The 20,133-nt window shown below is 53.2% G+C and carries 21 protein-coding genes; 9 read left to right on the forward strand and 12 right to left on the reverse strand.

Annotated elements, in window-relative coordinates:
• The 10 genes from HZB31_00950 to phnD all read right to left on the reverse strand — a co-directional run.
• A partial coding sequence (locus HZB31_00950; protein ID MBI5846520.1) for a transglycosylase SLT domain-containing protein occupies window positions 1–941 on the reverse strand: 941 nt, incomplete at its 3' end.
• Window positions 938–2,866 (reverse strand): FAD-dependent oxidoreductase, encoded by a 1,929-nt coding sequence (locus HZB31_00955; GenBank protein MBI5846521.1) that lies wholly within the window; start codon window positions 2,864–2,866, stop codon window positions 938–940. The genes HZB31_00955 and HZB31_00950, both read right to left, overlap by 4 nt.
• Window positions 2,863–3,654 (reverse strand): (2Fe-2S)-binding protein, encoded by a 792-nt coding sequence (locus HZB31_00960; GenBank protein MBI5846522.1) that lies wholly within the window; start codon window positions 3,652–3,654, stop codon window positions 2,863–2,865. Before HZB31_00960 ends, HZB31_00955 begins: the two co-directional genes overlap by 4 nt.
• A gap of 17 nt (window positions 3,655–3,671) precedes the next feature.
• Window positions 3,672–4,181, reverse strand: a complete 510-nt coding sequence (locus HZB31_00965; GenBank protein ID MBI5846523.1) for a 4Fe-4S dicluster domain-containing protein — start codon at window positions 4,179–4,181, stop codon at window positions 3,672–3,674.
• A 30-nt stretch (window positions 4,182–4,211) separates the two neighbouring features.
• A complete protein-coding gene (locus HZB31_00970; protein ID MBI5846524.1) occupies window positions 4,212–6,302 on the reverse strand; it encodes a molybdopterin-dependent oxidoreductase in 2,091 nt (696 codons plus the stop codon).
• Window positions 6,303–6,334: 32 nt separating this feature from the next.
• The gene (locus HZB31_00975) at window positions 6,335–6,724 is read right to left on the reverse strand and encodes a sulfite exporter TauE/SafE family protein (protein MBI5846525.1); all 390 of its coding nucleotides are present in this window, start codon (window positions 6,722–6,724) and stop codon (window positions 6,335–6,337) included.
• Window positions 6,725–6,735: 11 nt separating this feature from the next.
• Window positions 6,736–7,995, reverse strand: a complete 1,260-nt coding sequence (locus HZB31_00980) for a sulfite exporter TauE/SafE family protein (GenBank protein MBI5846526.1) — start codon at window positions 7,993–7,995, stop codon at window positions 6,736–6,738.
• Between the two features lie 185 nt (window positions 7,996–8,180).
• A complete protein-coding gene (locus tag HZB31_00985) occupies window positions 8,181–9,533 on the reverse strand; it encodes a sigma-54-dependent Fis family transcriptional regulator (GenBank protein MBI5846527.1) in 1,353 nt (450 codons plus the stop codon).
• A gap of 7 nt (window positions 9,534–9,540) precedes the next feature.
• A complete protein-coding gene (locus HZB31_00990) occupies window positions 9,541–11,175 on the reverse strand; it encodes a HAMP domain-containing protein (GenBank protein MBI5846528.1) in 1,635 nt (544 codons plus the stop codon).
• Window positions 11,153–12,826, reverse strand: a complete 1,674-nt coding sequence (gene phnD, locus HZB31_00995) for a phosphate/phosphite/phosphonate ABC transporter substrate-binding protein (protein ID MBI5846529.1) — start codon at window positions 12,824–12,826, stop codon at window positions 11,153–11,155. Before phnD ends, HZB31_00990 begins: the two co-directional genes overlap by 23 nt.
• A 171-nt stretch (window positions 12,827–12,997) precedes the next feature.
• On the opposite strand from phnD, the gene HZB31_01000 reads away from it, so the two are divergent.
• Window positions 12,998–14,440, forward strand: a complete 1,443-nt coding sequence (locus HZB31_01000) for an OFA family MFS transporter (GenBank protein ID MBI5846530.1) — start codon at window positions 12,998–13,000, stop codon at window positions 14,438–14,440.
• A gap of 36 nt (window positions 14,441–14,476) precedes the next feature.
• On the opposite strand, the gene HZB31_01005 is transcribed toward HZB31_01000, so the two are convergent.
• Entirely contained in the window at window positions 14,477–15,163 is a 687-nt protein-coding gene (locus HZB31_01005; GenBank protein ID MBI5846531.1) for a hypothetical protein, read from the reverse strand.
• 189 nt (window positions 15,164–15,352) lie between these two features.
• On the opposite strand from HZB31_01005, the gene lexA reads away from it, so the two are divergent.
• From lexA to HZB31_01040, 7 genes are all read left to right on the forward strand, one after another.
• Window positions 15,353–15,955 carry a repressor LexA gene (gene lexA / locus HZB31_01010; protein MBI5846532.1) on the forward strand — a complete coding sequence of 201 codons (603 nt, stop codon included), beginning with the start codon at window positions 15,353–15,355 and terminating at the stop codon, window positions 15,953–15,955.
• Window positions 15,955–16,194, forward strand: a complete 240-nt coding sequence (locus tag HZB31_01015) for a hypothetical protein (protein ID MBI5846533.1) — start codon at window positions 15,955–15,957, stop codon at window positions 16,192–16,194. Before lexA ends, HZB31_01015 begins: the two co-directional genes overlap by 1 nt.
• A gap of 2 nt (window positions 16,195–16,196) precedes the next feature.
• Window positions 16,197–17,420, forward strand: a complete 1,224-nt coding sequence (gene dinB, locus HZB31_01020) for a DNA polymerase IV (protein MBI5846534.1) — start codon at window positions 16,197–16,199, stop codon at window positions 17,418–17,420.
• A gap of 359 nt (window positions 17,421–17,779) precedes the next feature.
• On the forward strand, window positions 17,780–18,001 hold the full coding sequence (locus HZB31_01025; protein ID MBI5846535.1) for a hypothetical protein: 222 nt from the start codon (window positions 17,780–17,782) through the stop codon (window positions 17,999–18,001).
• Complete coding sequence (locus tag HZB31_01030) at window positions 18,001–18,306, forward strand: hypothetical protein (protein MBI5846536.1); 306 nt, start codon at window positions 18,001–18,003, stop codon at window positions 18,304–18,306. The genes HZB31_01025 and HZB31_01030 overlap by 1 nt, the downstream gene beginning before the upstream one ends.
• Before the next feature lie 51 nt (window positions 18,307–18,357).
• Window positions 18,358–18,504: a hypothetical protein gene (locus tag HZB31_01035; protein ID MBI5846537.1), complete on the forward strand. Its 147-nt coding sequence runs from the start codon at window positions 18,358–18,360 to the stop codon at window positions 18,502–18,504.
• Window positions 18,505–18,522: 18 nt separating this feature from the next.
• Entirely contained in the window at window positions 18,523–18,894 is a 372-nt protein-coding gene (locus HZB31_01040; protein MBI5846538.1) for a thioredoxin family protein, read from the forward strand.
• Between the two features lie 60 nt (window positions 18,895–18,954).
• Here HZB31_01040 and HZB31_01045 read toward each other — a convergent pair whose 3' ends face one another.
• A complete protein-coding gene (locus HZB31_01045) occupies window positions 18,955–19,500 on the reverse strand; it encodes a hypothetical protein (protein MBI5846539.1) in 546 nt (181 codons plus the stop codon).
• 375 nt (window positions 19,501–19,875) lie between these two features.
• Between HZB31_01045 and HZB31_01050 the strand changes: the two genes are divergently transcribed.
• Window positions 19,876–20,055, forward strand: coding sequence for a heavy-metal-associated domain-containing protein (locus tag HZB31_01050; GenBank protein MBI5846540.1), 180 nt, complete (start codon window positions 19,876–19,878; stop codon window positions 20,053–20,055).
• Window positions 20,056–20,133 lie beyond the last annotated feature (78 nt).

Here is a 20,133-nt window from a genome sequence, read left to right on the forward strand (position 1 = left end):
GGCCATGAAGAAAGACCATAGAGTTTGGCGGTGCGAGGCATCAGTTGAAACAGACCGGCCGCTCCTGCCGGACTGAGGGCAGATGGAGTAAAAGACGATTCAACTTCTGCCAGCCAGACTAGTTTTTCCGGTACTTTTTGCGCGGCAAAAATCGGTTTCAGACGGGCCACGTACGCTTCGGCTCCTTTTGGCAAAGGTCTTTTTTCGAGTTGTTTTTGCCATGCTTTTCGTTCCACATCCGGCTCCGGGTTGGGAACCGGTTTGGGCGGTTGGCCAGGTTCGACTTTCGGTGGAGGCGCAACACGTTTAAATTGATCTGCCATTTCGAGATAATCCAGCCGGGTTTTCAACCATACTGCATAAGGCCAGGTTTCTTCATATTTTTCCAGCAGGGGCAATACTGTGGCGGCCGTTTCCTTGATTGAAGTAGTGTTCATCACGTTTTCGCCGTAAAGCCACTGTTGAAAATCGCGCATGAGCTTCTGAACTTTTGCCTGGTCCATGTCCCCCAGGAAACGGAGAACGTCCGGATCGATGTTTTCCTGTATCCACTGCCCACCATTCTGCAGAATGTCGTCGAAATTCATCTGGTCCTTTCGCCCGGCATACGAAAAGTCAGGGCACCGGGTGCCGGCATCAGAACAGAGGATAACGACTCTGTCGAACGTGCAGTCCATAAACAGATCTACGTGCTTTGACCAGTGGCCGGCAAGATCGATCCCGATTTCGTTCATCACCCGTATCACATCTTTTTGTACCTCCATCGGCATGGTCCCTGCTGAAAACGCAGCCCATCGGTCCTGATAAAAATGATTAACAATTCCCTCGGCAATCTGTGACCGTACGGCATTGCCTGTGCAGACGAACAGGATCGTAGAGATTCCGACATCCCGTGCAGCGCGATACCGTATCAGTTCGTGTTTTGCCTTTTCTGTGATCACAAGGCTCCGCTCTTCCTGCAGGCATAGAGGAGGACCCGGTAACAGCGTAGACATCGTGAGGCCTCGGCAACCGCTTCGGTATCAGTATAGCCATGATCGACCTCACGGAAATCACGACGCCGGTCGGCAGGCGGTTCGTGGCGGACCGGGATCCTTTTCAGCCCTCCCGGTATATCGATTTTCTCGTGTGGGTCATATACCCTGAGCCTTGCAAGCAGCAGCTCGTCCTTCTGCTCATCGAAGACCGGCACCTCACCGTGCTCCAGATAATGATCAATCTTCATGGCGCTCATCCTGCCGTGGGCGCAGGCGCGGATGACAACGTCAGGGCCGGTGACGCAGTCACCCCCGGAAAAAACTCCATCGCGCGTTGTCATGAAGTTTTCGTTTATGACGATCGCACCCTTTTCGGTCACGTCAACGCCGGGAAGGTTGCAGAAGCAGGCGAAGTCCCCTTCCTGCCCGATTGCAGCCACAACAACATCTGCGTCGACCACAAAGTCGGAGCCGGCAACCTCAACCGGTCTTCGCCGGCCTGTTGCATCAGGCTCTCCCAGTTCAATGGCGAGGCACTCGATCCCCCGCACCTTTTTGTCTTCAGCAAGGATCTTCTTTGGAGCGGTCAGGAAATGAAACTGCACGCCTTCTGCCTCGGCATCAGCCACTTCAACCGCATCCGCAGGCATCTCCTTTTTCGTCCTGCGGTACACGAGATGGGCCTCTTCAAAACCGATCCTCAGGGCAATCCGCACACAGTCTATCGCGACATTGCCGCCGCCGACCACAACGATCTTTCTGCCCCTGGGGACCTCATCGAGAAGTCCGAGGTTGATATTTCGGAGAAAGTAAACACCCGGCACATATCCGTAGTACCCCTTGTCTTCTCCTTCAACGCCCATGCTTTTGTGGCAGTGGCAGCCCATGCCTATAAAGACCGCCCTGAATCCTTCTGCCTGGAGATCGTCAAGCGAAAAGCTTGCACCGAGGGCCTTGCCGTATACAATGGTAACTCCACTGTCTTCAATAGTCCTTATCTCGTCCCGCAGGATTTCACGCGGCAGCCGGTAATCAGGGATTCCGACCGCAGCCATTCCTCCCGGCTCAGTCAGCATCTCGAAGATCGTAACCGGATATCCCAGCCCTGCCAGAAAGTGGGCAGCAGTGAGGCCGGCAGGGCCTGAACCTATTATTGCTATTTTCTGCTTATTTTTCTTCAGGCCTTTTTTACGAAGAGCAGGCTTCTTCAGGCTGCGCCCGTGGTCAGCAGCAAAACGCTTCAGGTGTTTGATCTGGAGGGGTTCGTCGATCAGGCCTCTGCGGCAGTTGAATTCGCATGGCCTTACACATACCCGTCCGAGCACGCCGGGCAGAGGGAGGCGCTCCCTGATAGTGCCAAGAGACGCCTCAAAATTATAAGATTTTATCTCTTCGATATATTTTGGAATATCGAGATGGATGGGGCAGGCCTGTATGCAGGGCGCAGTCTTCAGGGAATGGTACACAAACGCCCCGTCTTCACGCGGCGTTACTTTTTTCTGCTGTTTCAGGGCTTCTTCGTGCTGATCGATCAGGTGGAGAATAACCCTTGGAGAACTGCGGCCGAGTTCGCACATCGAGGTGAGACTCATTGTCTCTGCGATCTCCCGGAGCGTATCGAGATCTGTTTTTGAAGCATTCCCCTTTTTCATGCGGCCCACCACTCCGGTGATTACTCGTGAGCCGACCCTGCAGGGAATGCACTGACCGCAGGAATAGTGTTCGACTGCCTTGCAGTATTCATGGCAGAGTTCCAGAAGATCGATATCGTTATCCATAATCCGGATGCCTGCCCAGCCGATTATTGCCGATACGGTTTCACTGCCGTGCTGAAGTGGCGGCAGGGCCTCATTTTGTGCGTTATTCCAGAACGAAAAAGGTCTTTTCATCTGATATCTGCCGCGGGCGGGAACTGCCCGGTGAGGGCAGTGGCAAAGCGGTTTCTGCTGCAATCAGGACAGACATGACCGATGCTGCGTCTAAGCGGATCATCGACACGGGAAAGCACTGAAAGGATAAACTGTTCTGTGGTGAACGGTCTGTTGCAGAGATCGCAGGAAGCCAGAGGAAGTTTGTTAACGGTCTTGCCGCAGAGAACGATCCTGCGCACCGCCCCTTTGTCTTCAATGCCTATAGCCCCGACAGGGCATACGGCAGCACAGGTGCCGCAGCCGATGCAGCGCTCTTTTGTCATCGCGACCGTCTCGGCCACTTTATGACGGCCGGCTCCGGTAAATCCGAAACTCAGGGCATTGGCCCTGATCGTATCCCTGCAGACCCTGATGCAGAGTCCGCAGAGAATACAGGGATCAGTGCGCCTGAGAGAAAACCGTTTTTTGGTGAGTCCTGCTTCAGCTGACAGGGCAAGAAGCTCTGGCGAGGGCTTGGTTGCCGAAAGCATCAGTTGCAGGATCGTCCTGCGCATAGCCTGAATGCGCGGTGTTGCAGTCTCGACCATAAGTCCGTCAACCGGCATAAGGTTGCAGGACGTGGTTATGGTATGGCTCAGTGACGGGCCCTCGGCCTCAACAATGCAGAGCCTGCAGGAGCCGTAAGGCCCGAGCGCCTTATGATAGCAGAGCGTCGGAATAGCAATGCCAACGGAGCGGGCGGTATCGAGTACCGTCTTCTCCGGTTCGGCAGCAATATCACGTCCATCGATCGTGATCGTGGTCATAACCGTATTGGGGTATTTCAGTAGGGCAGATTTTCGGCGATCTCGCGGGCGAACTTCTCGCGCTTGTCAAGGGACGCCATGTCCGGCGTGATCCACTTGAGGGCTTTTGTGGTACAGCCGGTTACGCAGGCCGGTTCAAGCCCCTCATCCACGCGATGTCTGCAGTAGTCGCACTTGAAGACCCTGCCGGTATCCCGGTTCCACTGCGGCACCCCCCATGGGCAGGCGGTGATGCAGGACTTGCAGCCCACACAGAGCGAGGGCTCGACAAAGACGATCCCGTCTTTTGCGCGCTTCTGCATCGCGCCGGTTGGGCAGGCAGAGACGCACCAGGGGTTTTCGCAATGAAAGCAGGGCATGAAGATAAAGTTCATCCGGGGGACATTTTCGACCACCTTTGGGCCGACCGGGACGATAGCGCAGAACCGGGGGCCGACCGGCACGTCGTTTTCAGTCTTGCAGTGTATTTCGCAGGCGCGGCAGCCGATACAGCGCTTCTGGCTCTGATGTATATAGTAGATGCTCATGGTATTATTGCCTCCTTCTGATATCGATGCCTATGCCGCTGTCTTTTTTACGGCAACAACACATTCGGTGAGCGGACAGTTGCCTCCGACCGCTGTTTTGAGAAGTCCTCTCTGGAGCCGGATGTCACTCACCCCTTTGCCAAAAGATTTTGTTCTGAGCGGCACCGTATCGCCAAATCCATGGAGCATAAAAACCACCTCAGGGTGTATGTGGTCAGTAAGTTTTGCCCCGATCTTTTTGGCATAGCCCTCTACCGAGACCTCGACAGTATCCCCATCACTGATCCCGAGCTTCCGTGCCTCTTCTGTATTCATCCAGAGATGGTTTTCTGAATAGAGTTCATTTAAGATCCCGATGTTTGCGGTAGTCCTGCCCTGGGTATGGACCGCAACCTTGCTGGTGACCAGCCTGAAGCTGCCTTCTGCCGGCTTCGGAGGGCTCTCATATGGGATAAAGGACGGGATATTATGTTTTTCGAGCATCGAAGATATAAGCTCGATCTTGCCTGAGGGTGTATTGAATTTTATGCCGTCTTTCCGGTCATACCATATCTGCTCTTTCGACGGCTCGATGACGCCGGTGGCGTCGAAGCTCTCGATTGTATATCCGGAGCCCTCAAGCTGCCAGGCAACCAGTTCCTCAGGTGAATTATACGGGAAGAACTGCCCCACTCCCATGCGATCGGCAAGGGCCTTGAATATCTCGCCCCTGCCTTTGGTATCGAATCTCGGCTTTACTGCCTGCCTGATCAGCGTCAGATGCGGTGTCAGACCGGAGCCGCTCCTGACATAGACATGGTCTGTGCGCTCCAGGAAGGTACTCTCCGGAAGGATCACATCAGAGAACCAGCCTGTCTCGCTATAGTTGATATCGATCGAGACGAGGAGGTCCAGTTTTGCAAAGGCCTTTTTCATCAAATCAGGGTCAGGCAGCGATGCCAGCGGGTCATGGCGCATCACAATATAGGCCTTGATCGGATAGGGGTCTTCATTTAAAATTGCATGCGGCAGCATCTGGGCAAGACCCCACTGATCGCTCAGGTGCGGGAACTTCGTGCCGACGCCGTCGAAACGCTCTTCCTTGACCTTCGGGATCTGTCCGATCAGGGTCCTGTATTTAAGGCCCACCTCGCCCGGCTTCTTGTTGATATAGATGCCGCCCTTTGTTTCATAGGAACCCATGAGGGCGTTCAGGGTGTAGATGGCCCGCCGCAGATAATAGTCATTGCTGAACCACGAGGTCATCCAGCCGGGATGGAAGATTACCGCAGGCTTTGCTTCGCCGGCCTCGTGCGCGATCCTGATGATCTCTTTGGCAGGTATACCGGTCTCCTTCTCTGCCCACTCGGGGGTGTAGGGGATGGTAAAGCGTTTGATCTCGTCGAAGCCCAGTACCCAGCGGTTCACAAAATCAGGGTCATAGAGATTGTCCTTTATAATCTGATGGATCAGTGCCAGGGTAAGTGCATAATCAGTGCCGGGTCTGATGATGAAGAATTTGTCGGATTTTGCAGCAGTATAGTTCCATCGCACATCAACACAGACCATCTTGCCGCCGGCCTCCTGCATGTCCATAACCGTCTTGGCCTCGGTCGTCTTTATCGACTCATAGATATTCCTGCCGAAAAGCACCATGTATTTACAGTTTTCGTAATCATAGTCGACCGAGTTTCTGGCATGGCCCGCAATCGACATATGTGCGTTATGGACACTGTTGGAACAGGTTGCGTGGTGGTTAAAATAATTCGGCGAACCGATGGCCGCAAGGAAGGTCCTCTCAAACTCGGTCATCGGCCCTCCGCGGTCGCTCAGCAGGATGCTCTTTGCACCGTATTTTTCCTTCGCAGTCTTAAGCCTGTCGGCAATGTAATCATAGGCCTCGTCCCATGAGGCCTGCCGCCACTTCCCTGACCCCCGCTCTCCGTCGCGGATAAGCGGATGCTGCGGCCGTTCATTGTCAGAGAGAAGTGCCTTTGCTGCGGCCCCGCGCGGGCAGCACTGCTGGCCTCCCTGTACATGGGGGTTACCCCAGATATGTTTTACCTCACCGTCCAGCACCTCCACCATCAAAGGACAGCGGCCGGTGCACATCTCGCAGGTGGTATAGACGAATTTTTTCATATTATGTTCTCCTCAGTCCCTCGCTCATGCTTCTAATAGAGCCCCAGCAGGTTTAAGGCAAGAATCAGCAGTCCTGCGACCGCGACTCTTTTGACCATCAGGGGGCTTATCCGCTTAGCGATCTGCGGTGCGATAAACCCGCCGAGTATCGCTGCGGGGAACATGATCAGAAACAGGGTGAGATCAAAATTCCCGAACTGATAGTGGCGCATTGTGCCCATCAGCGTATTGAAAAAGATGGCCAGAAGCGAACTGCCGACCACAACGTACATAGGCAGGCCGAGCCCCACGGTCATCAGCGGGACCATGAACGGTCCGCCGCCGAAGCCGAACATGGAGGATATGACTGCGATGATAAAGCCGCCGAGGCAGCCGATGATAAGATTAACCTTGAACTCATGTCCCCAGAATGTAACGATCATATCAGGCCTCCTTATGCCTTTGATTTGGCCGATGCCTCGGCCTTGCTCTTGAATTCCTTCAGTATCGCCTGTTCCTTTTTGTTTTTGGCAATGTAGCCCGACGTTGTCTGCCAGAACATCAGCCCTGCAAGGACGATCAGTATCCAGCCGAAGACGAACTTGAACTGTTCGAGGGTGATCAGCTCGGTCAGCTTCGGACCGATGAACCCGCCGACCACCATCGCCAGCCCGATCGCTACCCCGAGCTTCCAGTTGATGAACTTGATCTTCGAGTAATTATATATGCCGCTTGCCTGGGAAAATAAAACGGTCGGCATGACCGTCCCTGCCACGATGGTATGCGGCAGAGGCCAGAGCATTACCAGCAGCGGGTTCATGATAAAGCCGCCGCCTGCGCCCATCAGAACGCCGAAGATGGCGATGCCGAGGGCCAGAAAAAACGGACCGATGAGGTTCAGGCTGGTGCCGGCATTGCTTAGATACAGGTTCGGGAAGCTGATCGTATTTTCGAAGGAGACCGGCTGACTCCTGGCGTTCTTGTCTGCAACCGCAACGATGGTATATTTGCCGTCGGCCACCCCTTTCCTGATCTTGATTTCTGCCTTGTACGTGCCGTCAGGGTTTGTAACCACATCGGCGCTGAAAACCTTGTCCGGGTTTCTGAAGCGGGCCTTTACCAGCTGCATGGAGCGTTTCTTATTGTCCTTGTCGTCCATCTGCGGCAGCAGGTCTCCGCGGGAGCCGATGATACTGCCGGTCAGGGTTGCCTGATAGCGGTCGATCTTTGCCTTTGCCGGCGCGGAATAGGCGATGTCAGCTCCCATGTCTTTCAGGGCCTGGGAATAGGACCATTTGTTCCCTTCTTTTTTGAACTTGTCTATAAGTTCTTTCTGTTCTTTCGGCATAAAAATCTTATAGTAGGCCGGCATCTCCAGTGTCATATAGAGCACGTACGGCCGCTTGCCGGTCTCCTTGTCCTTTTCAGCATCGAAACGGGAGGCCTTAACCTTTTTATCAGACCAGATTTCGAGATAGACCGGTTTACCGGCAGGCGCTGTCCCGGTTACAGTGATTGTCCCTCCGTTGTTCAGGGTAGTCTTGTCGATCTGGATCGTCGGCGCTCCTGCTGCCTCGGGGGCAGGGACTGCCTCTGCCTTTTGCGCCTGTTGAGGGGCCGCTTCTTTCGGCTTTTCTGCAAAGGCCCCGTCCTGGATCACAGCTGCCACAGCAGCAAGAATCATGAGTCCGAATACTACAAGGAATCGCTTCATACCACTCCTCCTTTGGATTAATGCATTACGTCTGGAGTTGCAATAGATGTGCCATGACAGCGGGAAGTCTGCAGGAGAGATTATCCGCTGAAAAGCGGGGTTGGGGGGAAAAGGGAGATATCGGGATGACGGCCTGTTGTCCAAAACGGGACAATGAAGAGAAATAATTGGCCCTTTTGGGACAGCTAATCCTCTGATGTGAGACCGTAGTTTTTCATCTTGGTCCTGAGCTGTTTCCGGGTGATGCCCAGGACATCGGCTGCCTTTGTCTGGTTCCCTGAGGTTTTTTCGAGTGCCTTCAGGAGCAGCCTCTTTTCAACGGCCTGTATATTGAACTCCTCTGCCGGCTTTTCAGTTGCAGCATTTTTCGGCCGAAGTGATGCAGGCAGATACTTGAGCGTGATCGAATCCGAAGGGCAGAGTACAACGGCCCGCTCTATCGTATTTTCGAGTTCCCTGACATTGCCCGGCCAGTCGTGTTCAAGCAGGACTGCCATGACAGCGGGATCGAAACCCTGAATGGCTTTGCCGTTTTCTTCATTGAACCGGTCGAGAAATTTTCTGCAGAGAAGGGGTATGTCCTCTTTCCGGTCCTGAAGGCAGGGTACCGGTATCGTCACTACATTGAGCCGGTAGAAAAGATCTTCGCGGAAATGCTCCTGCCGGACGTCACGGGCAAGGTCGCGGTTTGTTGCTGCGATGATCCTGACATCGACCTTTATCCGGTTCTTTCCGCCAACGCGGAGGATCTCCCGTTCCTGAAGAAAACGCAGGAACTTTTTCTGTATGCCCAGAGGGAGTTCGCCGACTTCGTCGAGGAAGACGGTGCCTGTTTCAGCCAGTTCGATCTGGCCTGATTTCCGCTCATGGGCGCTGGTGAAGGAGCCCTTCTCATGACCAAAGAGCTCGCTTTCGAGAAGCTCCTCAGGCAGAGAGGCGCAGTCTATCGGGATGAAGGGGCCGCCGGCCCGCGGCGACTCGTTATGGATTGCCCTGGCGACAAGCTCCTTGCCGGTGCCGCTTTTGCCGAGGATCAGCACATTTGAATTCGACCTCGATACGGTCTCTATCAGCTGATAGAGGTCCTGCATCACGGCACTTTTGCCGATAATCCTCTTGAAGCCGTGGCGCTCCCTGAGCCGGGATTTGAGGACGATATTTTCTTTCAGCAGCTGATGCTTTCCGCTTGCTTCGCGTACTACGGTGAGGAGCCGCTCCGGGCTGACCGGCTTTGCGAGATAGTTGAAGGCCCCTTTGGTCATCGCTTCAACCGCACGGTCGATCGAGCCGTAGGCAGTCATTAAAATGATCGGCACCTGATTGCCGGCTTCCCTGAGTTTTGCAAGAAGGTCACTCCCTGTAATGCCGGGAAGGCGATAGTCGGTGACAACCGTATCGAAATCACCGCCGATACATCTGGTCAGTGCCTCTTCCCCTGATTTTGCCGTTGTAACTTCATATCCGTCTTTTTTCAGGATTGCGGAGAGGACTTTAAGCGTATTGACCTCGTCATCGACCAGCAGGACCTTTCCTTTCATGGCCGGGTCACTTCCCCGCAGGCAGAGAGATTTCGATCCGTGTCCCATTGCCTACGGAACTGAAAATGGAGATTTCACCCTTATGGTCCTTTACAATGCGTTCAACGCATGCAAGGCCGAGTCCTGAGCCGCGCGTCTTGGTGGTATAAAATGGCTTGAAAATATTTGCCACTGTCTCCTCGCTCATCCCGCAGCCGGTATCCTCAATCCCGATCGTTACCATCGGACCTGCCAGCCGCGTACATATCTGGATGTCATCTCCTGGCCTTGTCGCATCCACCGCATTTACGAGCAGGTTCAGCAGGGCCTGTTTGATCTGCTGGCTGTCAAAGCTGAACTGCGGTATTGTATCATGAAGGGAGAGAAGGACTTCAATATTGTTATCGGTCGCTTCCTGCCGTATAAGCGCTGCGGTTTCCCGTATCAGCTGGTTCAGGTCTCCCCGCTGGAGCGTCAGCGGAGCAGGTCTTGAGTATCTGAGGATACTGGTAACAATCTCATTGAGACGGCGGGTCTCTTCGTCTATGATCTGAAGAAACTCCTGAAGCACCTCGCCCTCGAAATTCTCCCGCAGATACGTGGTTGCCCCCTGTATCGAATTCAGAGGGTTTTTGATCTCATGGGCTACAGTCATCGACATCTCTCCGAGGGCAGACAGCTTTTCGAGTTTTGACTTTTCTCTGTTTGACTCCTCGAGCTCGACGATCGAGGTCCGGAGCCGGCCGATCATTTCGTTGAAGACCTCGATCAATTCCCCGATCTCATCCCCGCAGGACTCACGGTATACCTTGCATTCCCTGCAGGTACTCAGCTTATTGAAGACGTCGCCCTGCTGTGACCCGAAACAGTTTGTCCCGGAGATGCTCCAGCACCTCGTCTTGCCAAAGGCAGGACAGGTCTCTTCTGCGCAGCCCATGATTTTATGGCATAAAACCGGTTCTTTCCCCGGGATTTCGAGATCGAGGTTCCCTGCCTGGACCTGGGCCATCTTCTCCTTTACCTTTCGCATAGGCGTTGTCAGAATACTGGCAAAACCGAAGGCGCCCCATATGCCTACTGACCCGATCAGCAGAGAGATCATGAGGGTGTAGCGCTTGAGACCGGCGAGATCTGCTGCAATCGCATTTTCGATATTGTCCGGAGAAAAACCGGCAATAACGGTCCCTGTCAGGTCGTATCCCACCTTGACCGGTACGATGATCTCCCTGACCGACCCGGAAGACAGTTCCCTTATAACATAATCGCTGCCAGAGCTGTCAGAGGACGGCAGCGCGATCAACTGCTCGCCCAGTTTTTTTCGGTTTGTATGGGCAACGATGCGGTTGTTCCTGTCGACAATGCCGGCGTAGGTGCAGCCAGGTGTCTGGAGCATTGTCCTGACCAGCTCATCCAGACGAAGAGGGTCCAGGATAATCAGGGGTTCTATCGAATCCTTTGCCAGACTCCTTACGGCGCCGAGATGGCTCTTCTGCATCTCTGCGCGCAAGGAGTTTCTCTGATGGGATATGATAAGAGTATTAAAGACAATGCTGCTTACCAGCAGCAGGAAGATAACCGCAAAGGAAAACTTCTGGACCAGCCGTAATCTTCTGAAATAACTGCCGGCCTTCTTCAGCATATCAGTATTTCCTGAGCTGCTCATAGTCAGCCTCCCGCGCCATTCTGAAGCCTCTGATCCTGGCAGCATCAAGGATCTCACTATCCTTCAGATGTATGAGGAGATCCGCGACCTTTGCTTCGAGCGGCTTATTGCCGTGTCTGACTGCAGCAAAGGGCCAGTTCGGGAGTGGTGTGGTTACTGCCAGTACCCTGATTTTTTTCATATCAACAACGTCTTTCCATACGACCAGCGCTGATTCACGCACGAAGCCTGCGTCTGCCTCGCCCTGGTACACACCGAGGATGACGCGTTCCTGCTTCTTTGCATCGATCATCCTCAAGTCCCGGTCAACATCAATGCCATGGCCGGCAAGAAAGATCTTCTGGGAAAGGAACCCTCCCGCAGACAGCGCCGATGTGATGAGGACCCGCCTGTCTTTGAGATCCTGGATTGTCCTGATGCTGCTTCCCGCTCTGGTGATGATCACGCCCCTGAAGAATTCTCCTGAACCTGCTTCTGTTTCGGGCAGCCTGTCCTCGCCTATCGTTGTAGCCAAGGGAATGAGATCCGTCTCCCGGGATAAAATGACATAGCTGTAGGGGTTCTGATAGGAAAAGTCGGCCTTGCCCGATTTAACGATCGTGTAAAAGTCATCGAAGTCCTTTGGTATGAGCAGTTTGAATTCATAGCCGGTCTCCCGTGACAGATAGCGCATCAGAGGGTCGTAACGGTCATAAATGGTTATTGCCGAATACAGGGGAAGGACCGCCACCCGGACAGTTTTGGGGCCATACTCGACATAGTCCCTGCCGGTGATATTGCGGATCATCACCCTCATCATATCGAAGTCCCTGTCCGCTGTTCTGCCAAACGTCCCTGCGGTAGTACTGTGGCTGCCCTCTTTTGCTGCCGGACTGAGCAGTCCATCGAGCAGGCGTTGCCTCATCGGGGCAGGGAGAAGAGGGGAGGCGCAGAGTACATACTCCGGGATCGTCTCTGACGTCTTTATGATCTTCAGTCCATCCTGCAGATACTTGAGGGCCACGGCTTCGCTGATTGCTCCGGCGTCATGCGTCCCGATCAGGACTGAGAGAGCGACCCTGTCTTCCTGCTGCAGGTATGAGACGGAAGCAAACTCCTTTATACCGATGTCCACGTCATTGAGCATGGCCATGGGCATGAGATAGCTGAAGGAGGAATGCTCAGAGCCGAGGGCTACGCGTTTTTTCTTCAGGTCGACCAGCCGCTCTATCCCGCTTGACGATTTCACCACGAATACGCTGCGTGACCCCCCTTCTTCCCCTGCGGGACGGGCAAGTGGGACGATCCCTCTGCCGTATCTGGCCCTGATTTCGCAGTAGACTGCCGGGTCAAGACAGGCCAGGTGCACGCTTCCCTCTCCAATCTCCTTAATGGCGGAATCATAATCACGGGCAACATGAATGGTAACCTTTCGCTTAAGAATCTTCTCAAGGTAATAGCGCAGCGGCAGAAATTTTTCATACATTGCACCGGCGCTCTCGACCGGCAGGATGGAGAGGACAATCGGTGCGGTACCGTCATCTGTCTGCAGGGCAGAAGGCCCGACTGCGATACTGCTGCCGGGCTCCTTCTCCGAGCATGCCATCAGGATTATCAGGAGAAAGCAGGCAGCAAGCCAGCGTGCTGAGGGTCTGTAATCAGATTCAGACATGATGGATAATAGCGGCGGCAAGGCTTTTTATGGTATTGGTCATAACAGATTGCGCGATCCGTTTCGCATTCTTTATTCTGGCATATAACAATAGATTTTTCTCTTATGCTCTGCTATCCTTGCCTTATGATCAGCATTACAAACTAATGTAATATTCAGAGGAATAATTTAATGCAGAATAAAGGATGGACCGTAACAGTTGCAGGCATAGGCATTAACCTCGCCCTTGGCGTGCTCTACGCCTGGAGCGTTATCAAGAAGGCGATTCCGTCAGAGTGGGGCTGGTCTGACGCTGACAAGGCTCTTCCCTACTCCATCGCCTGCATCGTCTTTGCGTGCGTGATGGTGCCTGCCGGCAGGCTTCAGGACAGGATTGGACCGCGGTGGGTCGCAACGGCCGGCGGCATTCTGACAGGGATAGGCTGCATTATCGCCTCGTATGCGGTCACCGTGCTCTGGTTTGTGATCGGTTTTGGGATCTTTGCCGGAGCAGGCATAGGCCTGGGGTATGCATCGGCCACGCCGCCTGCGGTCAAGTGGTTTCCAGCCCGCAAGACCGGTCTTATTGCCGGCCTCGTGGTCGCAGGCTTCGGCCTTGCCTCGGTCTATATTTCACCTGTGGCAAACCACCTCACCGGCTTCAGCCTTACCGGGCAGCCGCTTCCTGCGGTGGTGGAGCTGAGCAATGCAAAGGCTCTGGCCGATGCAGAGTATGAGAAGGCACGAACGGTCATAACCGTGTCTGAGGCCGAATTCGGAGGTCTCGACGTTACCTTTGTTGCAAAGGAACTCGAGGGGAAGGATCTGGCCCGTAAAGATGCGGCAGCGCAGCTGCTCAGTCTCAAGGAGCGCAATATCCATAGGACCCTGCTGTCCTTCGGGATCGGCTTCCTGGTCGTTGTGACGCTGCTTGCGCAGTTTCTGGTCGCCCCGCCGCCGGGGTATCAGCCGCCTGACGCCGGAGCCGGTGTGGTGAAGGCCGCCGCTGCCGCAGTGAACCTGGGGCCTTCGGAGATTCTGCGGACGCCGCTTTTTTATCTGCTCTGGACCATGTATGCCTTTGCTGCAGGCGCGGGTCTTATGATTATCGGAAACATCACCACCATTGCGAAGCTCGGCAAGATCGAGGCAGGGTTCATCCTGGTCGCCCTGCTTGCAGTCGGCAACGCCGCAGGCCGGATCATCGCCGGAATGCTCTCTGACCGGATCGGCCGTCTCTGGACCATGTTCATCATATTCCTGTTTCAGGCAGGCCTGATGATGATACTCCGAACAGGCCTTACGGATATGATCGCCTTTGTCGTCGTCTCGATGCTCCTGGGGTTTAATTACGGGGCATGTCTTTCGGTATTCCCTTCAGCGGTGAAGGACAACTTTGGTCTGAAGAACTTCGGTATTAATTACGGACTGGTCTTCACTGCCTGGGGTGTCGGCGGATTTATCTTTCCGCTCTTTGCCGGAAAGCTGTTTGAGGCAGCGAAAAAGAGTACGGGTGCGGGCAGCTACAATGACGCCTATCTGACTGCTGCGGTGGTGCTGGTGCTGGCTGCGGGGCTTACCTTTGCTACGCGAACGATCGAGAAGGCCCACAAGAAACGGATCTGCGGGTCGTAGCGGCACTTAAAATCTGTAGCCTTGACGCTGCCTGCTTCACCGTGTATTGATACTGAAATTCATATATCCCTCAAGCACGGTAATTTGGATCTGTACTCCGGCGTATCCGAGCGAAAATGCGGACGGCGGCGGCACAATGCTCCAGTTGATCTCTTCAAGGAAGGCCTTCAAATCCGGTGATGCGGACTCGACACTGACCTCATGCAACGAGCCGTCGGTCCCAAACTGCAGACTGACGACGGCAATGCCGCCATAGAATTCACGTCTGTTTGTCTTGAGAGCCTCACCTATCAGTTCATTCACTTTGATCCCTGCCTGCCTGCCGAAAAGTTTCTTATGCAGAATAAGGAATTGGTGATAAGCCTCCAGGCTTGAGAAACCCTCTGTCCTGATGGGAGGCTGAAGGGCAGCTTCAGGTATTGCAGGTACTGCTGCGGGTTCTGCCTTCTTTTGAGACTCCGGAACTATTGCCCGTTCCTTCGGCTGATTGCTCATATCCTGATCCGGCAGCACCATGGGCTGGTTCTGGTCCTGAGGCGGCTCCTCTTCAGCGTTGCTGCGGAATGCAGGCTGATCTTTACTTTTTTCGATTGCAAGTTCAATCGGGATGATCTTCCCGATGCCCCCGGGCAAGCCTGCCGTGAAATTTACGGCCGCTATCATGAGCAGGAACATGATCAGGTGAAAAAAGAAAGAGGATATGAGCGATTCTTTCAGATTCATGGTCGGACTATTCTACCCGATTTATTATACCTGATTTGGTGTTCAGGCAGGCCCGCCGGACAGCACTGATTTCTCTTAACCGGACGGAGGCCGGGCTGGCCGGTTTAGCGTGCTGCCGGGCAGGCGTACGTTGACAAAAAGTCTCCCATATAGTAAACATATGTATATCACTATACAAATGGGTGCTCTATGGACAACTTGACCGACAGACAACAAGACATTCTGGATTTTCTGAAAGCCTATGCACTCAGACATGGCTATCCTCCAACCTTCAGGGAAATAGGTGAGCATTTCGGGTTTGGCTGGGCTGCCGCGAGAGCTCATCTCAAGGCGATAGAACGGAAGGGATTTCTGAAGATCATCCCTTCGAAGTCAAGGGGGATAGAAATACCGGGCAGACCTGATCCGTCTGAAGGGCGTATGATCCCGGTTGCAGGCAGGGTTCGGGCGGGGCAGCCTATCCTTGCCTATGAAGACATCGAGTCCCACTTATTTGTGGACAGCACGCTCTTTCCGGCTGACGATGCATTCTCTTTAAGGGTCATGGGAGACAGCATGATAGAGGCCGGCATTTACAACGGTGACTATGTTGTCGTAAAGCCGCAGCAGGTTATCGGAAATGGAGAGATCGGCATTGTGCTGATCGGGGATGAAGCGACCGTCAAGAGGGTATATATACGCAAGGGGCACATAACGCTGCAGCCTGAAAACAGAACTATGCAGGCTGTGACCTACAAGGCAGATGAAGTGTCTGTTGTCGGCAAGGTGCTGGGCGTCATCAGGAAGCTGTAATGCAGATCGGAGAGGGTATAACCGTACTGGCGTCCTTTGGCAGGCCTTACCGCATCAAACCCCTCAGCTTCACCTGGTCCGGAAGAACAATCGAGGTAAAGGAAGTGACCTATGCCTGGAAGACAAGGGAAGGGCAGAAAGATCTGCACCACTTTTCCATAACCGACGGAAGCACCCTCTTTGAGCTGTCGTTTGATGCGGTCTCTCTGCTCTGGAAAATCGAGTCCCTCGAAACCTGATCATGTCCCCCATAATCATCTGCATAGATATGGATGCCTTTTTTGCCTCTGTGGAGCAGCAGGCTAATCCCCGGCTCAGAGGCAAACCTGTAGCGGTTATCGGTTCAGGCGGCAGGACAGTCGTCACCACGCGTTCCTATGAGGCGCGGGCGTTCGGGGTAAAGACAGGGATGAATATCTATGAGGCAAGAAAGCTCTGCCCCCATCTCATTCTGGTAGTCGGCGATAACGAAAAATATACCCATACCTGCAGAGAACTTTCCGTGCTCTACAACCGTTATACGCCTGATATCGAAATCTACTCAATTGATGAGGCATTTCTTGACGTAACAACAACCCATCACCTCTTTGGCGGCCCGGTTGCCATAGGAGCCTCCATCAAAAAAGAAGTAAAGGATCAGTTCGGCATCAACTGCACTGTCGGGATAGCGCCCAATATCCTTATGGCAAAACTTGCCAGTGACATCGCAAAGCCTGACGGCCTCAAATGGATAAAGCCCGAAGAAACGGAAACCGTGCTGAAAGACCTTCCGGTCGGAGAACTCTGGGGGATTGGGTCGGCCACTACGGAAAGACTTGAGCAATTTGGCATCAGGACATGCGGTGAGCTGGGTAAGGCGCCGGTAAGCCTGTTACGGAACAAATTCGGCATCATGGGGGAGACCTTGAAGCATATGGGTCTTGGGCGCTGTGACAGACCCCTCATCGTCAGGGAAGGAAACCCGAAATCCATAGGGCACAGCATGACCCTGCCGGAAGATATATCCGACAGGGAAGCCATAACGTCAGAGCTTTTGAAATTAAGCTCAATGGTCGGCAGAAGGGCAAGAACGTATGGGTTTGCCGGCAAGAAGATAACGCTTACGGTACGGTATGCCGATTTTAAGACCTTCACAAAACAGGCTGCGCTTCAGGCCTATAGCAACGGCACGCATGAGATCTACCATGCTGCACGGGATATCCTGGATTCGATAAGACTTGCTGACAAGGTCAGACTGCTTGGTGTGAGCCTTTCTGAGCTGCTGCAGGATAATGGCGGCCAGCTGGCCCTGTTTCATGACGATGCAAAGGAGAAATCCATCTTAAAGGCGGTCGACCGTCTCAATGACAAGTTCGGTGATTTTACGGTCACATGGGCATCCTATCTGAAAACAATGGAACCTCCCGGCGTCATATCCCCTGCATGGAGACCAAGCGGCGTCCGGCATATCGATATAAAAAAATGAGGCAGTATTTAAACTGACAACACCCGGATTATCATAAAAAAAGGCATTTCCTGTGAAATAACAGGCAGGTCCGGAAGCAGGACAGACCTGCCTGTTGCACAGTTACTTCGGTATCAGCTGCGAGGGCTTGCCGTCAGCTTTCTCTTTTTTTGCCTGTCTCTTTTCTTTCAGACTGTGCTGTGCTTTTTTCTTTGTATTGGGCTTCTGTTTGTTCGTTTCTTTGCTCATGAAATCCTCCTTGATACGTCTTGATTTCATTCTACCGTATCCCCGGGCATAGTCAATAGCAGGCAGCCCGGGAAAGTCTCATCAGCTCCGCGTGGTATAATAAGAGGGTAGAAGATAAAGGAGGATGACAAATGCAGACCTTGGATGCCTTATATAATACGCTTACCAGAAAAGTCCAGATAGTAAACAAGGATATAACCAGGGAAATAGTCGAAGATTGGGTGGGAGATGCCGGTTCTGTCGACAGGCAGATAGCCTTCATGTCCGGAGCGCTGAGCGCCTTGTATAGCGGGCAATATACCCCTGATAAAATGGTTGAGGATATACTTCAGTCAAATCACCTGGATAACTGATGAAAAAGAAAACAGTGCACTTTTCGGTTGAAGACATAATCAGAAGCGAGTTCAGGAAACCTGTCAGCAGAGGAACGATCGGCAAGGATGCCAATGGGTTACTCTGGGCCTATGGTGTTGTCCTGAAAGACGCCCGCTACACTGTCGGGGTTATCACCATAAACATGGAGACTCATAACGTAGAACGGGTAAAGGACAAAGAAAGCTCATATGAACAAAGGGCGGATGCCGCCGCTTATATCTCGGAATTGATAAAGGGAATTCTTCCCATAGAAATTCCGGCAGTTCAAATAACGCCGGCTTAGCCCGCCGGGAACCCTCTGTGTCCTCCTTTGCCGGGCAGGCGGGTGAGACTGATGAAGATGACATGCCGGGCGATCAGCAGGGCCAGAAGGTCAGGCACGACCCCCCAAAGAGCAGACCACGTGAGTGAGAACCGGTGCCGGACCTCCTTCTCGGAGAAGATGCCCGGTGGCGGGAGTCGCTGTCTGACGGTAAGGTAAACGGAGGTTGTCTTTCTTATGGAAGAGCAAATTGTCTGGGGGAAAAGCCTTGGAAGCGCGCTTGAGCAGGCGCGAAAGGAACATAAGCTTGTGCTTGCCGCTTTTTTCGGCAAGGACTGCGAGGCATGCATAAGAATGAACAAATGCACATTGATCACCGAAAGCGTTATGGAATACATAAAGAAATATTTTATTGCTGTTAAATATGAATCAGGCATAGATTCCGAGCAGTTCATGCGTTTCGATGTAACAGCAAAGCCGGCGAGCATTGTGCTTGATGCTTCCGGCAATGAAGTATTCAGGAAGATAGGCTATTTTGAGCCTGAGGTATTTATCGAAAAGCTCGAAAAGGCCAGAAAAAAGGCTCTCCACATGGCGGCTGCACACTAGACCGTCTCTTTTTCCAGGTCTCAGGCCCCTGCCCGATAACGCTCGTTAATTGTTAATCGCTCAGTGCAATGCTCCGCCGTGGCCTGCCCATACTCCCACGCCGATCGCCAGGAGGCTCAGGCTGAGGACGACCCAGTGAAAACGGGAAAGCAGAACAAAGATCTTGTCCGCATCCCGGCCTTCCTTTCCCTTAAAGAGCATGCCGAAGATCTTTGCCTCGAACAAAAGCACCAGCAGATAGAAGGTCCAGACGATCAGCATCAGCGTCGGGCCTATGCCTGCTGTGCTGAAGAGCATGCGCCATTCCCCGGTCTGATACAGGAGCCATGCGCCGGTCAGGCCGACCACAGCAAGAGAACCCTTTGCGATCCCGGCAAAACGGTGTTCTATGCCCTGAAAGAAGATGACCTTTTCGAGCGAGTTCTCCATCCTGGTGAGCATCGGGAAGACGATCATCGTGACGAACGCAACACCACCGATCCAGATCACCACGCCCAGGACATGTATTGCTGTTAAAACGGAAACAAGCATGAGGACCTCCTTTGCTGCTGCATCTCTTGCCTGCTTATAGTCTATGCCGTTTGGACTGGCCCTGCCATGATGCATATCATGCCCAGCTTGGACGGTCTGGAGAGGGGAACAGGGCGGATAGGTCTCGAAATGGTAACTGTAATTATCGGTTAATCTGCAGTCCGAATATCACTTTGACAGACAGGGATTTCCCTGTTACTGTTTAACGGAGCAGAGGGTTCAGGTCACGAATGAGTCCGGGTTTTCCGGTAAGCAGAGCGAACATAACCGAGGCTCATCTGCAGGAGCAGCGCATAAATATCATCTATCAGGAGGAGCGTTATGAAAAAAAGAAAACAGGCTGCTGCGGGTATTCTGATCCTGCTTTTTTTGACATTGGCCGGCCTTGTCCATGCCGAAGAGATAAAGGTCAGATTGAGTGTGCCGACCGTATTTTGAGCATCAGCAGCAATGACGGCAAGTTTTGCCGTAGAGGCCCTTGACGGGGTGAAGAAGGTTGATGATGATCAGGAGAAACATACGCTCACGATCGTTTTTGATGACAGGAAAGTGACTGTTGATGCCATTAAAGAGGCCCTGATAAAGGCAAACCACAGGGTTGAGGGCAATGGTGAAATAGTGCCGAAGTGAGCAATAAGAGTATCTATAAGGAGGATCGCGTTTCAGCGCAATGTATGGTGTGTTATAATTTTAGAAAAGGAGGATGCC

It is taken from the genome of Nitrospirota bacterium, assembly GCA_016235245.1.
In the GTDB taxonomy this organism is placed as follows: Bacteria; Nitrospirota; Thermodesulfovibrionia; order Thermodesulfovibrionales; family UBA6898; genus UBA6898.

Excerpts from the sequence above, each read along its gene's own strand:
- HZB31_01030 (MBI5846536.1), top strand. The coding sequence starts at position 18,001 with ATGAAAAAGAAAACAGTGCACTTTTCGGTTGAAGACATAATCAGAAGC.
- HZB31_01040 (MBI5846538.1), top strand. The coding sequence starts at position 18,523 with ATGGAAGAGCAAATTGTCTGGGGGAAAAGCCTTGGAAGCGCGCTTGAG.
- phnD (MBI5846529.1), bottom strand. The coding sequence starts at position 12,826 with ATGTCTGAATCTGATTACAGACCCTCAGCACGCTGGCTTGCTGCCTGC.
- HZB31_01015 (MBI5846533.1), top strand. The coding sequence starts at position 15,955 with ATGCAGATCGGAGAGGGTATAACCGTACTGGCGTCCTTTGGCAGGCCT.
- HZB31_00980 (MBI5846526.1), bottom strand. The coding sequence starts at position 7,995 with ATGAAGCGATTCCTTGTAGTATTCGGACTCATGATTCTTGCTGCTGTG.
- HZB31_01045 (MBI5846539.1), bottom strand. The coding sequence starts at position 19,500 with ATGCATCATGGCAGGGCCAGTCCAAACGGCATAGACTATAAGCAGGCA.
- HZB31_01050 (MBI5846540.1), top strand. The coding sequence starts at position 19,876 with ATGACGGCAAGTTTTGCCGTAGAGGCCCTTGACGGGGTGAAGAAGGTT.
- HZB31_01000 (MBI5846530.1), top strand. The coding sequence starts at position 12,998 with ATGCAGAATAAAGGATGGACCGTAACAGTTGCAGGCATAGGCATTAAC.
- lexA (MBI5846532.1), top strand. The coding sequence starts at position 15,353 with ATGGACAACTTGACCGACAGACAACAAGACATTCTGGATTTTCTGAAA.
- HZB31_00975 (MBI5846525.1), bottom strand. The coding sequence starts at position 6,724 with ATGATCGTTACATTCTGGGGACATGAGTTCAAGGTTAATCTTATCATC.
- HZB31_00985 (MBI5846527.1), bottom strand. The coding sequence starts at position 9,533 with ATGAAAGGAAAGGTCCTGCTGGTCGATGACGAGGTCAATACGCTTAAA.
- HZB31_00970 (MBI5846524.1), bottom strand. The coding sequence starts at position 6,302 with ATGAAAAAATTCGTCTATACCACCTGCGAGATGTGCACCGGCCGCTGT.
- HZB31_00955 (MBI5846521.1), bottom strand. The coding sequence starts at position 2,866 with ATGAAAAGACCTTTTTCGTTCTGGAATAACGCACAAAATGAGGCCCTG.
- HZB31_01035 (MBI5846537.1), top strand. The coding sequence starts at position 18,358 with ATGAAGATGACATGCCGGGCGATCAGCAGGGCCAGAAGGTCAGGCACG.
- HZB31_01025 (MBI5846535.1), top strand. The coding sequence starts at position 17,780 with ATGCAGACCTTGGATGCCTTATATAATACGCTTACCAGAAAAGTCCAG.
- HZB31_00965 (MBI5846523.1), bottom strand. The coding sequence starts at position 4,181 with ATGAGCATCTACTATATACATCAGAGCCAGAAGCGCTGTATCGGCTGC.
- dinB (MBI5846534.1), top strand. The coding sequence starts at position 16,197 with ATGTCCCCCATAATCATCTGCATAGATATGGATGCCTTTTTTGCCTCT.
- HZB31_01005 (MBI5846531.1), bottom strand. The coding sequence starts at position 15,163 with ATGAATCTGAAAGAATCGCTCATATCCTCTTTCTTTTTTCACCTGATC.
- HZB31_00960 (MBI5846522.1), bottom strand. The coding sequence starts at position 3,654 with ATGACCACGATCACGATCGATGGACGTGATATTGCTGCCGAACCGGAG.
- HZB31_00990 (MBI5846528.1), bottom strand. The coding sequence starts at position 11,175 with ATGAGCAGCTCAGGAAATACTGATATGCTGAAGAAGGCCGGCAGTTAT.